General features: G+C 50.1%; 9 protein-coding genes. All 9 read right to left on the bottom strand.

The window, feature by feature from the left end; genetic code table 11:
- Positions 1–49: 49 nt before the first annotated feature.
- Complete coding sequence (locus GX117_07635) at positions 50–922, bottom strand: aldehyde dehydrogenase family protein (protein ID NLO33211.1); 873 nt, start codon at positions 920–922, stop codon at positions 50–52.
- Between the two features lie 232 nt (positions 923–1,154).
- Positions 1,155–1,925 (bottom strand): endonuclease, encoded by a 771-nt coding sequence (locus GX117_07630; GenBank protein ID NLO33210.1) that lies wholly within the window; start codon positions 1,923–1,925, stop codon positions 1,155–1,157.
- Positions 1,926–2,252: 327 nt separating this feature from the next.
- A complete protein-coding gene (locus tag GX117_07625; GenBank protein ID NLO33209.1) occupies positions 2,253–3,554 on the bottom strand; it encodes an alginate export family protein in 1,302 nt (433 codons plus the stop codon).
- A gap of 697 nt (positions 3,555–4,251) precedes the next feature.
- Complete coding sequence (gene clpB / locus GX117_07620) at positions 4,252–6,879, bottom strand: ATP-dependent chaperone ClpB (protein ID NLO33208.1); 2,628 nt, start codon at positions 6,877–6,879, stop codon at positions 4,252–4,254.
- A gap of 171 nt (positions 6,880–7,050) precedes the next feature.
- Positions 7,051–8,616 carry an acyl--CoA ligase gene (locus GX117_07615; protein ID NLO33207.1) on the bottom strand — a complete coding sequence of 522 codons (1,566 nt, stop codon included), beginning with the start codon at positions 8,614–8,616 and terminating at the stop codon, positions 7,051–7,053.
- Between the two features lie 79 nt (positions 8,617–8,695).
- Positions 8,696–9,577, bottom strand: coding sequence for a hypothetical protein (locus GX117_07610; GenBank protein ID NLO33206.1), 882 nt, complete (start codon positions 9,575–9,577; stop codon positions 8,696–8,698).
- Between the two features lie 224 nt (positions 9,578–9,801).
- Positions 9,802–11,109 carry a UDP-glucose/GDP-mannose dehydrogenase family protein gene (locus tag GX117_07605; protein NLO33205.1) on the bottom strand — a complete coding sequence of 436 codons (1,308 nt, stop codon included), beginning with the start codon at positions 11,107–11,109 and terminating at the stop codon, positions 9,802–9,804.
- Between the two features lie 574 nt (positions 11,110–11,683).
- A complete protein-coding gene (locus GX117_07600; GenBank protein ID NLO33204.1) occupies positions 11,684–13,783 on the bottom strand; it encodes a hypothetical protein in 2,100 nt (699 codons plus the stop codon).
- 491 nt (positions 13,784–14,274) lie between these two features.
- Positions 14,275–16,520 (bottom strand): hypothetical protein (locus tag GX117_07595; protein ID NLO33203.1); only part of this gene is annotated, 2,246 nt, incomplete at its 5' end.

Raw genomic sequence — 16,520 nt, 5'->3', positions numbered from 1 at the left:
ACGGACCCATTTCCGTTGCATCGTCCATAGGATCACCCAAAACATAGTTTTAGGCAATGGCGGCAAAAGCCTCTATAAAGGCGGGGTAAATGGATTTTTCAACGTAAATGCGTTCCACAGCACAACAGGATTGCCCCGCATTATAAAAAGCGCCATCGACGCAATTCGCCACGGCAAAATCGAAATCGGCATCTGCACACACGTAGGCGGGATCTTTGCCGCCTAATTCCAAGCCCGTTTCAATAAAACGACCCGCCGCCGATTGAGATACTTCATGGCCCCCCTTCACCGAACCCGTAAAGGATACATGACTCACATGGGGGTGTTGAATCAATTGGGCAGTGACCCCATGATTAGCAATCACATTTTGGACGAGATGAGGCGGTGCACCGGCTTTTTCGAAAGCATCAACAAAGGCCTGGCCGCATAAAGGCGTACGGCTTGAGTGCTTCAAGATAACGGAATTGCCGGCAAGTATGGCAGGCACCACTACGTTCACGGCAATGAGAAGGGGATAATTCCATGCAGCAATATCCAAGACGACGCCCAAGGGTTCGTGACGAATATAGCGTTTAAATCCGGGGACATCGGGCAGCCATTCATCGGCCAAGGTCTTTTCCGCAATGCTGATCATATGTTCAGCACGCCCCAACATGCCCTTTACTTCCCCTTTGGATTGGTTGAAGGTCTTTCCCATTTGCTCCGTAATATTCCGCGCGATTTCATCGGTCATCCCTTCGAAAGCGCTCATGAATTTTTGGCAAAGAGCAATCCGTTGGGAAATGCTGCTGTCACGCCAACTTTCAAAGGCAGTCCGTGCATTCGCAACAACAGTATCGACTTCCTCGCTTTGCAGCATGGGAAAAGAAAAGGCCTCTTTTTCCGTATAGGGATTGATTACGCGCAAATAGTGTTCAGCCATGGGGATACTCCTTAATGCTTCATAAAGACTGGATGACAGAATTATCAGTCCGAATTATTCGACCGAGTTGAGCGATTATAACATGATTGATCGAATCGCTGCATCACTTAAGCACAGGTTTTTCCCACAGCGTGAAAGGCACTTTCCCAAAATGATGGATGCGGTCACGGGCTCCCCTTCACTGCCGATACAACTGCCTGAAGCGCCCCTTCAGCTGCAGTCTGCATTGCTCTTACAGTGCGCCAACCAATTGGGGTTGAGGCACTTTAAAATTGCAGACCAAAGGCATATGATCAGAGTATTTGATGGGACAGACTTTAAAATTACAGACCTCGATTTCCGGGCTATGCAAGATAAAGTCCAATTGCCGCGCCGGCGTAAGACTGGGAAAGGTCGGCAATCCTTCATGATTGGGATTGACGAGATTGGTCGCGGCCATAAACAAGTCCAGTTCACGATCTCCCCAAAAGGCGTTAAAGTCACCGGCCACAATCTTTGGTTTCGATACAGAGGCAATTAGGCGGTGAATATTGCCCAATTGCTCTTGGCGGTGCCGATACTTCAAGGAAAGATGAATCAGGAAAATGACAAAAGAATCGAATTCCAATTCGATTACCAGTTTCTTCATGCCCTTTTCCAAGAAATGAAATCGCCGCGCCTGCACACTTTGGTTCGTGATAAAGGCGTTGCCTTGATTTTTGAGCACGGGCATACGGCGCGCCATGGAATCTTCGCCATATTTGCTTTCGTAGACATGCGTATAGCCAAGCTCTTCGGCCATCCATTGGGCTTGGTTGGTACGGCGGGAGCGGTAAGATCCTTCATCCACTTCTACAAGACCGATAATATCGGGATTCTCTTCTTTAATGAAGTGGAGTATTCGTTTGGTATTTTTCGAACTGGGCATAAAATAGCCGGTGAAAGGAAAGGGCAAATGATAGCCTAGTCCGGAACCGGTCCCATAACGAATATTGTATAGTAGAAATTTTACCTCTTTATTCATTTCCGTTTAACCTCGTGCAATCGTATAGGATTGGATAACGTGCCGACTGCTCCACCCTCCCGGCATCCTCGAACAAGCCTATACCGGGTTTAGAAATTGAAGTGTCGCGCCATTCAATACATGGCCGTGCAGTCTCTATGTCCTTAACCCCTTATTACGTTTCGCGTGTTTACCTTCCCACAGTTTCAACGTACAAGGTTTTATAATGGATATCACCGCAACTTAATAAAGTATAACACATTCTTAAAAGGGAATAATCCCCGCAACAATTACTTGTTACGGGGATTATATGATTAAATCCGGTTAAATATCAACACCTGGCTTCGATTAGAACGCAATTTCCGTTTCTAAGAAGAGGTAGTTGTAGTCGTCGCGTTTGTTGCCGGGGAAGAAATTCAGGCCATTGTCGGCGATCCGGGCAGCATCCATTCCGCTCTTGGCGAAGAAGTGTGCAAAGCCGGCGCGAATGACCAAGTCTTCACTGTACTGGTAGTCCGCATAGAGACCAAGTTCCCAGCCCAGATTGTCTTTGCCACGATAGTAGTTTTGGTCTTGTTGGAAATAGGAACCCAACAGTTTCAGTTCCAGCGTCTCTGTAACCATGGCTTGTACGCCGAGGGTGTAGACAAGAACGTTGGACAGTGCGGTCTGGTCGATGAATTCGCTGTATTCAACGTTGGAGAATAAGCGGTTGAAGGGCATGTCATAGTCGTTGGACCAGCAGCGGCGATCCGGTTTGCCACCGCCAAAGTAAGCGAAACGCGCGAAGACGCGGGGCTGCCAGCTCGTGTCGAAGGTGTAGCCGAGTTCGGCGTTGACGGCGAATTCGTCGTAATCAACGTCAGCATGACCGAAGCCAAAAGGACAGGCAGAAGGTACATCGTCCACATCGCCAAACTGATAGGCCGCTTCAAGTTCGAAATCAAATCCACCGATAACGCCAGCTCCGCGGAGGCCGATAGTATGAATATCAACTGTTGTGCCGTTGATAACATTTGCCAGGACGCCCTGGTCATCTCTCACAAACATCCAATAGGCATCAAGGGTAATGTCTTCAATTCCCAGATAGCTGCCATACAAGGCGTAGAAGTCGACATCATCGTCGCCGAAATCGCCGTAGGTTTCGGCAAGTTTTGCTGCGATAGCGTCAATTTTCACCGCTTCGTTTTCGAAGGTCAGGCGCAGCGCATCAAAAGACAGTCCGGGGAAGATGGAGGATACGTCTTTAACGCCAACGAGGAATTGGTTGCCCAGCGCAATTTCTTGACGACCAACGCGGACGCTCAAAGGAGAGCCCCAAAGATTGCGTGCTTCAATGTACGCCTGGTACAGGTCGACATTGTCGCGGCCGCGAACATCAGCACCGGTGAGGTACAAGGAACGAAAATCTTCGCCCCAAACGTCGTAGGAGTCGATTTCAATGAACGCAAACACATCTTGTGTGAAGTCCGCTTTGATGTTCAAGCGGGTGCGCTGTTCAATGAAGCTGCTGTCGCCCATGCCATCCATATCAAAATAGTTTCCGCGAATGCGAATGCTGCCGCCGATTTCGACGTTCTGCAATTCGGCAAACGCAACACTGCCCAAGGAGGCAATGAGTGCTACTGCAAGAAGAGTCTTAAAACGCATAAAGTAAATCCTTCATAAAGATATTTTTTCAACACGATAGTTCAGCAAGATCATAGTTTTGTCCTGCTTGGTACTTCCCATAAAGCACCTGAACCGAATATAAAATGAATCACATTGAAACACGGAGTGCAAACTTAACGTCTAAACCCTTCATCCCTCCTTTCAACTCCGGTTTGTGTTTCCAACACGTGAAAATCGTACTACATCTACGACAGAATTATAGCGTAGCCTTAAGATCGACTGCGCATAGTATCGGCTCATCGGGGGGAATAATATCACAGACTAAACTGAAAATACAAGATGATCGATATCCAATATCAGCAAGGCTGTAAGGTTGAAATGCAACCGGTGCAAAAAAAGAGGACATCACAGAGATCTTCGGTACAATAGTTCTATCGCAACACCCCGCCCGCACGCTTCGACACAACACCTGTAGGGGCGAGATTTATCGCGCCCAAGACCCGCCGCTACCACTTCATTGCAAACTCAAGATTTCTTTGGCGTCCAACGCGCCGGTACTCAAGCCAGGGCGCGTAACGCAGCGTCTTAGCGATACAAACACCTCGGGCGCGATAAATCGCGCCCCTACACCGGAAGGCTTTGTGCGTCTCCTGTCCATCGCGTCCATCCTGTCCATTAGAGGAAAACATCTCCGTCCGTTGGTTCCTAACCCTGTTTCTAGCCTTGCTTTCCCACGTCATTCTGAGCGCAGCGAAGAATCTCGTGGTTGTGGAGGCGGCGCGCTCAATTGTTCAAAAGTCATTTCCGAGCCCTGAACATCAACACGCACTTTATGGCCATCGCTAATTTCACCTGAAATGATTTTGTAAGCGAGAGGATCCAATATGAGTTGTTGAATCACCCGTTTTAAGGGCCGTGCTCCAAACACAGGGTCGTAGCCCCGTTCGGCGAGCAAGTCTTTGGCAGGGTCGGTCACTTCAATTTCCAGACGCCGCTCCGCAAGACGCTTATCCACTTCTCTCAGCTGCACATCAACAATTTTACGTATGTGTTCACGGCTGAGCGTATGGAAGATAACAATTTCGTCAATACGGTTTAGGAATTCGGGTCTGAAATGGGCCCGCAGCATGGCACGTACAGCCGCTTCCTTTTGATCCGCGTCCGCCTCGTCTGTTTGTTCGAAAACGGCGCTGCCAATATTAGAAGTCATAATCACGACCGTATTGCGAAAATCAACGGTACGGCCTTGGTTATCCGTCAGGCGGCCGTCATCCAGCAATTGCAGCAGGACATTAAAGACATCGGGATGTGCTTTTTCAACTTCATCAAGGAGGATCACACTGTAGGGACGGCGTCGCACCGCTTCCGTCAATTGTCCGCCTTCTTCATAGCCCACATAGCCGGGCGGCGCTCCAATGAGCCTGGACACAGCATGTTTTTCCATATACTCGGACATGTCGATGCGCACCATGGCGTTTTCGTCGTCGAACATGGCTTCCGCCAAGGCACGGGCGAGCTCCGTCTTCCCCACGCCTGTGGGACCCAAAAAGATGAAGGAGCCAATGGGCCGCTGCGGTTCCTTTAATCCTGCCCGGGCGCGACGCACCGCCTCACAGACCGCCCTGACGCCGTCGTCCTGGCCGATGAGACGCAATCCGATTTGTTTTTCCAAGTGCAGCAGTTTCTGCATTTCCCCTTCCATCAGTTTATCGACGGGGATGCCTGTCCAGCTCGACACAATTTTAGAAACATGTTCTTCCGAAACGACCTCACTTAAGAAGCTGCCCTCTTTTTGTAGTTCTGCTAATTTCGCGCTTTCAACATCCAATTGACGCTGCAGCTCATTGAGTTGACCATAGCGGATTTCCGCTACCTTATCGTAGTCACCTTGCCGTTCCGCAATTTCTTCTTGACGTTTCGCATCATCAATTTTTGCTTGAAAGCCGCGGATAACTTCAATGCGGTCTTTTTCCGTTTGCCATTGGATCTTTTTCGAGTTCAGCTCTTCACGCAAATCAGCCATTTCCGATTCGAGGTTCTCAAGCCGCTCCAGAACGCCGCGGTCTTTTTCCTTTTTCAGAGCGAGCTGTTCAATTTCCAACTGGCGCAGCCTGCGTTCAATCACGTCAATTTCATAGGGCATACTGTCGATTTCAATGCGGAGCCGCGAGGAGGCCTCGTCGATGAGATCAATCGCCTTATCGGGCAAAAAACGATCGGCAATATAACGATGGCTCAAGGTTGCCGCAGCAACGATGGCATCATCGCTGATGCGCACGCCGTGGTGCACTTCGTAGCGCTCCTTCAACCCGCGCAAAATCGCAATCGTATTTTCAACGTTGGGCTGATCCACATAAACGGGTTGAAAGCGGCGTTCCAGCGCAGCATCCTTTTCCACGTACTTTTTGTATTCATCCAAGGTCGTCGCGCCGATGCAATGCAACTCACCGCGGGCAAGTGCCGGTTTCAACATGTTCGAGGCGTCCATGGAACCTTCTGTGGCGCCGGCTCCAACGATGGTGTGCATCTCATCAATAAACAAAATTACCCGGCCTTCCGCCTCTTGAACGGCAGAGAGAACCGCCTTCAAACGCTCTTCAAATTCACCTCTAAACTTTGCGCCGGCCACTAAGGCAGCAATGTCCAAGGCGGCAATGCGCTTATTTTTCAGCCCTTCGGGAACATCACCGGCAACAATACGTTGGGCCAGTCCTTCCGCAATCGCCGTCTTCCCGGTTCCCGGTTCACCGATGAGGACCGGATTATTTTTTGTGCGCCGCGAGAGTACCTGTATCACTCGCCGGATTTCTTCATCCCGGCCGATCACCGGATCCAGTTTTCCGCTTCGCGCCAGTTGTGTCAAATCGCGGCTGTATTTCTCTAAGGCTTCATAGGTGGATTCCGCGTTGGGATCGGTGACGCGCTGCGAACCGCGCACCTCTTTCAGAGCTTGCAAAACAGCTTGCAGCGTAATGCCGGCATCTTTCAAAATGCGCGCAGGCTCACCGCCGCCGTCCAAAAGTCCCAGCAGTATATGTTCCGTGCTCAAATATTCGTCTTTTAAATCTTGTGCCTTTTTCCAGCTCGATTCAAGGATTCTTTGGGCATCGTTACTTAAACCGGGTTGTCCGGTTCCACTGACGCGCGGCAATTTGTCCAACAATTGGCGCACAGAGAAGAGTACCTGTTCAGGGCGCACGCCTACACGTTGCAATATAGACGCAACGGCGCCCTGTTCCTGATTGACAAGTGCATATAACAGATGGAGCGCATTGATTTCAGGGTGTCCTTTTTCCGAAGCTTCCTGAAGGGCGTGCTCAAGCATCTCTTGCGTTTTAATAGTAAGTCGATCCATACGTAACATGTTATTTCTCCTGTTCTTTGTAGATTCTTAGCAAGAGAAGGCAATAAATATGCCAAGTGTAAAGACCGTAAAAGAGGATCTTAGCCTCCTTTTTTCAACGGAAACTGTTGCGTTATGAAGCACTGCGTATCAAATAGAAACAACGAGGACGCCATCCTCTTACATGTAAGATCACTTACTTAACTTCACTTTGTCCACTTTGCCATTGGGCAATAAGGGCAGACTCTTGTGGAAGAAAATTTTGCGCGGTATCTTAAAGTGGGACAAGGATGCGGCACACCATTCTTTTATATCGTCGTCGCTTACTTTCACGCCGGGAACAATAACCACATGGGCATGAGCCACTTCATCAAAAATTTCATCGGGCTCCACGATCACGGCAGCAAACAATATGGCAGGATGGGCTTCAAGTACGCGTTCGATCTCGCAGGGAAAGCCATTTTCTCCGCCGCATTTAAACATTTCAGAGCGCCTGCCGTGCAAGGTTAAGTTGCCGCTTTCATCAAGGCTCCCCAAATCGCTGGTGTAATACCATCCCTTATCGTCCATGACCTCTTCCGTTAATCCGCGATTATTCAGATAGCCCTTCATTAATACGGGGCCCTTGACGGCCACCTCTCCAATTTCACCCACCTTCACCGCTTTCCTCGCATGATCCACGATGCGCAGTTTACAATTGCTATAAGGCTTGCCCACATGACCGCTCATGGTTTCCGCCGATTGACCGGGCGGTGTGAAGGTTACGAACCCGCCCATTTCCGTGGCGCCATAGCCCGTTATCATGTGAGCGCCGGTTTTAAGACAAATCTTTTCTAAGACTGTTAATAAGTCTTGTGCGGCGGCGGAACCTCCCCACACAAAGGTTTTTACCGATTCCCACGTGGTAGTTTGAAATGCCGGATCCCGCATTTGAAGGATATACATGGCGGGCACCTGTCCGATTACCGTGATTTTTTCTTCGTCCACGGCCGCCAATACTTTGCCCGCGTCGAAGTCTTCCAACATGACCAAACAGGCACCTGAATAAAGGCCGCAATAACCAATTTCAACATTGGCCGCCACATGATTAATGGGGAAATGCAGGAGAATACGCGTATCGCCGGACATAGCGAGCAGTTGCTGTTCTTGCTCAACATTGCTTAATACCGAACGATGACTGTGGAGTACGCCTTTCGGGAAGCCCGACGAGCCGGAGGTGAACATGAGCAAGGTCGCATCGTCAGCGGAGATCTCGGCCTCACGTTGCTTCAATGCCTCTTGTAAATGAGTGCGGGGCTCAGCAATAAAGGCATCAAAGGCAGACAAGCTTTTTTGAGCATTGCCGATGATAAGGGTGCTCCGAATGCAGGGCAGCTCAAAACCAAAGGTAAGGGCACGTTCAACAAGATTCGTGTTGTCATAGTGTTCTTGTGTAATTAACACCACAGGACGGCAATCCTTCAAGATACGTCCCGTTTCACTGATGGAAAAGCGCGGTGAAAGACCTGTCCAAATGGCTCCGATTTTGGCGGCGGCCATGAAAGTGATGATGAATTCAGGGCGGGACATGGACACCAATGCGATGCAATCGCCTTTTTCAACGCCCAATTCTAAAAAGGCACGGGCGGTGCGATCGACTGCATTCGCCAACTGTGACCACGTGATGCCTTGCCCTTTAAATTTGATGGCTTCTGCATCAGGCTTTTCCCGGGCCCAATGATCCACATACCAGCTCAATAATTTTTCTTTTTTAATCATCTCCGCATTTTCTTTTCAGATGCCGATACATCCGGATGTAGACTTAAATTCGCTGAAGTCTTATGCTGTCTATTTTATCTTAAGTCAATGCAATAGTAACACAACCATTATTTAACACAATTTTGTCAGCTTCATTACGGACAACAAAATGGCACATAGTCCTGTCATCTCCAACGTCTCGCGACAATAGGTCAACCCGGATCTCAGAATCAGGCATGACCATGCCGGTAAACCTGCATTGCGCCGCCAGCAGCCGTTGGGGATTATTGTCCGCCTCTTCTCTCACAAGCTCACGGACGGCAAGCGCCATAGTCCCGGTGCCATGGAATATGATTCCCGGCAACCCCACTCCTTTGGCAAAAGCAGGTGAAACATGGATCGGGAAATGCACATCGGCCAAGCCGTCATAAATATAGGGGGCGAGCAAGGGTATAGCCACTTTCTTCGACCATAGGGGCGCCGTATTGCCCGCAGGCGCATCAGCAAGGCCTGGAAACACTTCGCCTTTCCCTGCATCAGTACATTTCACACCGCGGAGAAAACCGCCGATACGTTCCACAAATACGATGTCATCGTCCTTGTCCCGTGCCGTATATTCCAAGACAAGATGAGTCCCGGCGCGATGAGGCAAAATCGCGGCAACCCTGCCCTGAACACGCAGCCGATCCCCGGGGCGCATGCTTTTATGCCAACGCAGTATTTCACTATAGTGAACTTGCCGTGTAAGAACCTCAATAGGAAAATCAGACTTGCCCCAAAAATCTTTTACGCGCGCCGATAGCGGCCAGGTTAATGAGACAGCCAGCATAGGCGGGGCAATAATCCCGGCTTCACGGGTATCATCCAAAAAAAGAGGATTCTCATCGCCCGTGGCTGCGGCATAATACATGCACTGCTTAGCGCTTATTTCTATTTCTAAAGGCCGGCATTCGATGCCGACATAACCGGAGTTCAATTGCATTCGTGGTATCCTGATTGGTTGTGTTCACCTGTGGCTGTTGTTTTGATACAAGACATGAGAAAAGCCTTGGGGAAATGGTGTGGTGTTGAAAGAACCTCGCCCTTACTATTTTTTGGCAACAACAAGAAGTGAAAGCGCCGCTTACAGATTCTCATTGTTCGGTATTAAGATGCTATAGAAACTTCCTGTTGCGTTGGCAGATCGTTACGCGTGACGGCTTTCGTTTATACCGGTTTTCGCCCCACACTGAAATAGCGAAACCCGTTTTCTTTCATAATGGCAGGAGTGTACAGATTCCGCCCGTCAAAGACCACTTTTTCACGCATCAATGTTCCCATGCGCCCATAATCAGGTCGACGGAATTCATTCCACTCTGTCATTATAACAAGCCCATCAGCTCCCTCTAAAGCCGTATAGTAGCGCCCGGCAATACGGATGTTATCTCCATATTTATCTTGCAACCTGGAGGCTGCCACAGGATCATAGACCGTCACTGCGGCTCCGGCGCGACACAACCCGTCAATAATATATAAAGCGGGTGCGCCGCGTATATCATCAGTGCGCGCCTTAAAACTAGCACCCCAAACTGCAATTTTCTTCTCGCAAATGCTATCGCCGTAATAATCCAGTACACGCTGAAGAAATTGTTCCCGCCGTTTTTCATTGACTACACGGATGGCGGTAAGCAAATCATGGGGAATTTCATGTTCTTTCGCCAAACGCTCACAGACAGCCAAATCGCGGGGCAGCCCTGAACCGCCAAAACCGATACCGGGGAAAAGGAAGGTGGAACCGATGCGGCTGTCTGTGCCTACCGCTTCTCTGACCTCGGAAATGTCAGCGCCGCAATGTTCAGCAATATCAGCCAATTGATTCATCACCGAGATACGCGCAGCAAGCATGACATTGGTCGCGTATTTAGCCATTTCGGCGCTGCGCGGACTCAAAAGCATCAAAGGCTTGCCGGTCCGCAAAAAGGGACCGTAGATCTCTTTCATAATTTCGTTGACACGGATCTCTTCACAACCGATGAGCACCCGATCGGGCCGCAGAAAATCATCCACAGCCGAACCTTCCTTCATAAAATCCGGATTGATCACAATATCTGCGGGATGCGCCGCATGCTTTTGAAATACGGCTTCCAGCTTCTCGCCTGTTCCCGGCAGGCAGGTGCATTTGTTGACAATGATACGGTAGCCATCCATGGCTTCAGCGATCCGGGCGGCAACCTCTAAGATGGCCTCGCTATCTACATTCCCTGATTCGTCGGCAGGCGTACCAACGCACAGGAAAATAAGCAAACTTTCTTCAACGGCTTCTTTCAGGTCTATGGTAAAAGAGAGACGTTCCTCTTCCATATTGCGCACGATGAGTTCTTCCAAACCCGGCTCATGGAGCGGCGGAACCCCTTCTTTCAATAAAGCAATACGACTTTCATCCCTATCCATGCAGACCACACGATGACCGTTTTCCGCAAAACAGGTACCGGTAACCAACCCTTGGTATCCCGTTCCAATAATGGCTATTTTCATGATTGCATAGACTCCTGAAGATCACCTGATTTGAGAATTTCCCCTTGTGACTGTCAATCCCCCACCCCCTCATGGTATCAAGTATCCTCAAAACAGTACAAGAAAAGAAAGGTGAAAAGATAGAGAGCCACGGCGATTCGATGCGACAAGCTTAAACCCTATACCCAAAGCCTTTGCCAAGCTGACGCTACAAGCCGCCGCGGCTCAAAGGGGCATGCCTTTTCAGCGTACACAGAGCTGCACTGGTTTATGAGGCGCGCTGCGGCGTCATTGTTCCACTAGGAACAGTTGCAGGGAACGCGGTGAAAAAGCACGACTGTCATGGCAACCCTTGCTGCAAAGACAGTCTTTCGACTTTATGCAAACCCTGCACGGCATCACCGCTATGTCGTAGCGCCAACTTTTCGCGCTGAGTACCGCGTCAGAGGCTTGGACATCTATATGTATTATATCACGAAGCCCTTTTGAATGGGGACTATTTCCTTCATATTCAAAAAAATCGCTTATTAAATGACTTCAAAAAGGACCGCCTCACAACGGAGACGGTCCTTGGTAGTACACTATAGGAAAGCTATCAGCGCATATGGCTGGACAGAACACCCAGTCCCATAAAGCTGAGACCGACAAGCAGCCAGTCGCCCAAAGCTTTTTTCATCAATTCGGGTATGGGTAAAATCTTATCATTAGATTTACAGCAACCGCTGCTCTCATCCACATCTTCGCCTTCAGTCGGGGTCTCACCTTCGGCAGGTTCTTCACCCTCGGCAGGTTCTTCACCTTCAACAGGCTCTTCGCCTTCGACAGGTTCTTCGCCTTCAACAGGCTCTTCGCCTTCAACAGGCTCTTCGCCTTCAACAGGCTCTTCGCCTTCAACAGGCTCTTCACCCTCAACGGGTTCTTCGCCTTCGACCGGCTCTTCGCCTTCAAAAGGTTCTTCGCCTTCGACGGGTTCTTCACCTTCGATGGGCTCTTCGCCCTCGGCAGGCTCTTCGCCCTCGGCAGGTTCTTCACCCTCGGCAGGTTCTTCGCCTTCAACAGGCTCTTCGCCCTCGGCAGGTTCTTCACCCTCGGCAGGTTCTTCACCCTCGGCAGGTTCTTCGCCTTCAACAGGCTCTTCGCCTTCAACAGGCTCTTCGCCTTCAACAGGCTCTTCGCCTTCAACAGGCTCTTCGCCTTCAACAGGCTCTTCGCCTTCAGCACTTACCGGAATGCAACCTTCAACGGGATCGCAGACTTCACCATCCTCGCAGCGACTGTCATCAGCCACATGAATACAACCTCTTTCCGGATCACAGCTGTCAACGGTGCAATCGATACCATCGTCGCAGTCAAGAGGCTCACCGGCAACACAGCCTTCAACAGCATCACACATTTCAATACCGTTGCAAAGATTGCCGTCATCGCAAAAGCTATGATCCGGTGTATTCACACATCCAATCGCGGGATCACAGGTGTCGGCGGTACAATCGATACCATCGTCGCAAACGCTATGGTCAGGTATATGTATACAGCCTACAAGAGGGTCAAAGAAATCTTCAGTGCATGGGATATTATCATTGCATTCACTAACAATCGAAATAGCGCCGTCTATTTTCCCGACAGCCAACACATCCGCGTTTACACTACTCAGCGATGTAATCGCGGGCACATCCGTCACCGTGAGCGTGGCGGTCTCATTCGCATCACCTAGCACTTTAAAGGTAAGCAGAAGGACTTCAGATATTCCCCTAGGAAAGACTCTCGGTGTTTCTGCGAACATATCCGAGTAGAGAAGAACTCCATATGCGCCGTTCTCAACCGTATCCAAATTTTCAAACATCTCGAAACTGTTAAAAGCTGAACCCGGACTCCCGGAAATAAATTTGAGGAGTTCCGGATCGAAAGCCACACTCATTGAAAAAGCAAAGGCGCCGAGGCCTTGTGAATCCAAATAGATCGGTATTTGTATTTTACTGTCCGGTAATGTGGCAGCCTTACCTATCATCAGTACCGCGTCATCGATGTTGGGCTCTTCTTCCACCTCATCTTCAGCCCGGTCCCCGTCGGAAATTGCCTCCTTTGCAATGAAGCCCATAGGTCCGGCTGCTGTCCTTAGAAGATCCTTGCCTGTTACATAGCGGAGGGCTTGGGTAAAGTCTGATACGGTGATTTTACCATCACCATAACTATCTCGGGGCGCACAATCAGCGCGTTGAAACGCTAAAGAAGGGCTCTCTAGGGTCTCCAATCCCAAAACGAAACTACGTATCTTTCTAAAATCCTTAGCCTCCAGTTTTTCATTACCATCCATATCCGCTTCCAAGGGTAGTTCTACAAAATACGCCACTAATTCATGATTGTCTACCATTTCTACGGTTATCGTCTTACTGATTTTAACACTTCCATCCATATTCCAGCGGGCAAGTGTCCAGCCGGGATCTGCAGTGGCAGTCACGGTTACGGATTCGCCCGGTTCATACACATAGGTACCGGGCTCAGGCTCTGTTAAGCCATTGCCAACGATGCTTATTGTCAGCGCCGCGTTTTCTTGGAAGTCTTCGTCAAAACCGGGATCTTGATTCGGTGTAACCGTTGCTTCGCTATTTTCCGTATTGAGATATCCCATGTCGGCCATAGCCACTATGTGCGCCAGACAGATAGCAAAAATCACAATACATATTATCTTTTTTTTCATGATATATCTCTTTCTTTTCTTCATGTAATAATCTTTACGAACAGCACTTTATTAGACAATTCAATCTTAAATCTATCGTACCAAAATTTGATTTAATTTCCAAGTATTTGAAGTAAATTCTATGTTGCGCCGATTCAAATACGATTTCTTGGGTGGTGGCGCATGGTGAAGCATGGTGGAGATAGCTTTATGGTGCTTCACCACGATTTGGGCTTGATAATAAAGGACGAAACGCAAAGTGGTGGAACATGATGGAGATAATCGGGACTCCTCCCCCCTTATATATATATAATCTTACTTATTTTGTTTTCTCACGTGTAAGGATAGGAAAATGCTCCACCATGCTCCACCACTATGAGAAATACCCCTGATAACATTGGATGAATGCGTGGTGGAGATAAAATAATGTTGCTCCACCATGCTCCACCACGCTCCACCACTTTGGGGGCGAATCCCCGCCCATGGGCGCTTTCCCAAACCTAAGACTTTTTTTAAAACAGTAATTCTTCTTCATCATCGTCTGTTCCGTAGCCATTGCCTGCGTAGTTCCCGGCAGCAGCAGCATCCGAGTCTACCCTCTTAAAACTATATAGCCGCCTGCCCCTTACAATACGCGCCAAGAGCTGAAATCCATTGTGAACACAATCAATTTTAGCGCCCAACATTCTTCCGAATACAGGAACAGAATCAGGTTTAAAAAGCATGGTTTCCGCGAGTTCTTGGTCTTCCTCTTTCAGGATCTCAAGCAGTTCTTTGGCGCTTTCCTCGTCGTTGCCGATGGCTTTTGCCCAGATCAAAAAGGCACTGCCCCAATGAGCCTCCTCCGGATTCGCTTGGCTCATGAATTCATCCATGTTCTCCAAAAAGGCGTCTATCCCTGCTGACTCCAAGACGCCGCCCATAATCGCGGCGAAAGCTTCAAAGCTGCCCATACGGGTTGCAGCGAGGGCTTGACCGGTATCGATCCAGTTTTGGATGATGCTGATGCATGCGCCGGCTAAGTGAAGACGATTCGCTTGCACCCAAGGGATCAAAGGATCATGCTTGAAGGTTTTGCGCTGCCACGGCTTCTCCACTGCCGCAACAATACGTATGCGTACAATGCGCCGGGCAAGCTCCTCACTCCATTGAATATTATTGCCCGTGGCGGTCCACACGCAAGAAATGGGAAAGCTTGCCGTCTCGCTGCGGCCCAAGATGCGGTCGCTCCAACTGGTGGTCGTGAGGACGGCAGCCAACGACGGTCTGTCGATTAGACGCTTGGCAGGCAAGTTGTCGAACATAACGAGCTGCGGACCGTCGATCAAGCGCGCCGTGAGGTGTTTACGCAGCTCCTCATCATCATTGCCAAAAGAACAAGGGGCTACCTTGTCCCCCATTGCGATGATCGAGAAACATTCAGCGAGCAGACTTTTACCGGTACCCGGCGTAGGCGCCTCGATGGCAAAAAGCGGAGTCGGTCCCGGGATCATGTCGCGCATGAAAAGCAGCAAAAGGTGGGCAAGGGCATTGGCTTTATCTGCCGCTGAGGCAAAGGGGAAGTCCACGAGCAATTCTTCTAACAACCAATGCATCGCTTCATCCACGGGCATAAGCTCCAGCTTCGTGTAGTCGTTATGAGGTTTATACCACAGTCCGGGATTAGGATAGTAGCCCGCCCGGGTAGTCAAATTACCGTCGGGCAGGAAGACGGGGTTATTCAGCACTTTGTTGATTCGAGGCAAGCTTCGCTCACCGGTAAGCAGTGCCGCCATGACGCCCTTGGACACATAAGGCTCAGGGACCGCCTTTCTGACGATACGGCAGTTGTCGGCATAGGCCGGCTGCGCTTTCGTCGCAACGGGAGAATACCATTTCGCTGCCTTGCCATCGAGAATGGTGTTGAAAAGTTCGGGCAAGGTATTGCAGAGTTTATTTTGGTCAGGGTGAAGATGAACGATCAGCCCGCCGCGGTTAAAGAAGGGCGCCGGGTTACCGCTGAGATCCCCTTTAGCAGTGCTGTTGATCGCTTGTTGATTGTATGCCAACACGGCGTTAACCCCTTGTGCCACATCGCAATTGGTATCCCGCGTATGCACACAATGGACTTCATCGCGGGCAAAGATTTCTCCGTCCGGGGTCATGTAGCGCGTTTCCGTGGGCACTTCTGCCTTCGCACCCTTGACGGGCCGGACAGGAGCGTTCCTCGGGGTCGACTTGACAAGGCGGCGCGGCGCGCCAAGTCCATGCTCCCAGCCTGAACGGAAGGCAGTCTGCGCCTCCGATTGAGACAGTCCCGCCGCCATCGCTGCTGAGACAAGGGGTTCTTCCGCAGCCTCCTTGTCCAAGCCCAGATGGGCAAATCCGGCCAGTGAATAGGCTTCGCGGTTCAGCGTATCATTGCGCTGTCCCTGCCCTGTGCGCTGCACCTGTCTCACGGCACTGTCAAAGGCAGCCGCCACATAAGGCGGCAGCGCGGCATGGGTCGTAGGCGTGGACACGTGTGTGTCAACCTTTTTTCGCTGCGCCCTTTCCTCCTCATGGAGGGGAAAAAGCCTGTCGAGCAGCTTCTTGGGCCATTCCCGAGCGTGTTCAAGTTGCCCGTATAAAGTATAAACGGCACCGGATTCATGGATCGCGCCCGGCGCCACCACATAACCGCCCGTGGTTCGGATGTCGATTCCGGGCACGACGGCGGCTTTGTTCTTGTTCACCCGAGGATGATGGTTAAACCAAAAATGATAGCCCCGTCCTGTTT

The sequence above is a fragment of the Candidatus Hydrogenedentota bacterium genome (assembly GCA_012523015.1).
In the GTDB taxonomy this organism is placed as follows: domain Bacteria; phylum Hydrogenedentota; class Hydrogenedentia; order Hydrogenedentales; family CAITNO01; genus JAAYBJ01.
The sequence above is the reverse complement of the archived record's forward strand: the minus strand, read 5'-3'. Positions and strand labels throughout refer to the sequence as shown.

Bases quoted from the DNA above. Each gene is read 5' to 3' on its own strand.
- GX117_07600 (NLO33204.1), bottom strand. From the start codon at position 13,783: ATGAAAAAAAAGATAATATGTATTGTGATTTTTGCTATCTGTCTGGCG.
- clpB (NLO33208.1), bottom strand. From the start codon at position 6,879: ATGTTACGTATGGATCGACTTACTATTAAAACGCAAGAGATGCTTGAG.
- GX117_07615 (NLO33207.1), bottom strand. From the start codon at position 8,616: ATGATTAAAAAAGAAAAATTATTGAGCTGGTATGTGGATCATTGGGCC.
- GX117_07610 (NLO33206.1), bottom strand. From the start codon at position 9,577: ATGCAATTGAACTCCGGTTATGTCGGCATCGAATGCCGGCCTTTAGAA.
- GX117_07605 (NLO33205.1), bottom strand. From the start codon at position 11,109: ATGAAAATAGCCATTATTGGAACGGGATACCAAGGGTTGGTTACCGGT.
- GX117_07625 (NLO33209.1), bottom strand. From the start codon at position 3,554: ATGCGTTTTAAGACTCTTCTTGCAGTAGCACTCATTGCCTCCTTGGGC.
- GX117_07630 (NLO33210.1), bottom strand. From the start codon at position 1,925: ATGAATAAAGAGGTAAAATTTCTACTATACAATATTCGTTATGGGACC.
- GX117_07635 (NLO33211.1), bottom strand. From the start codon at position 922: ATGGCTGAACACTATTTGCGCGTAATCAATCCCTATACGGAAAAAGAG.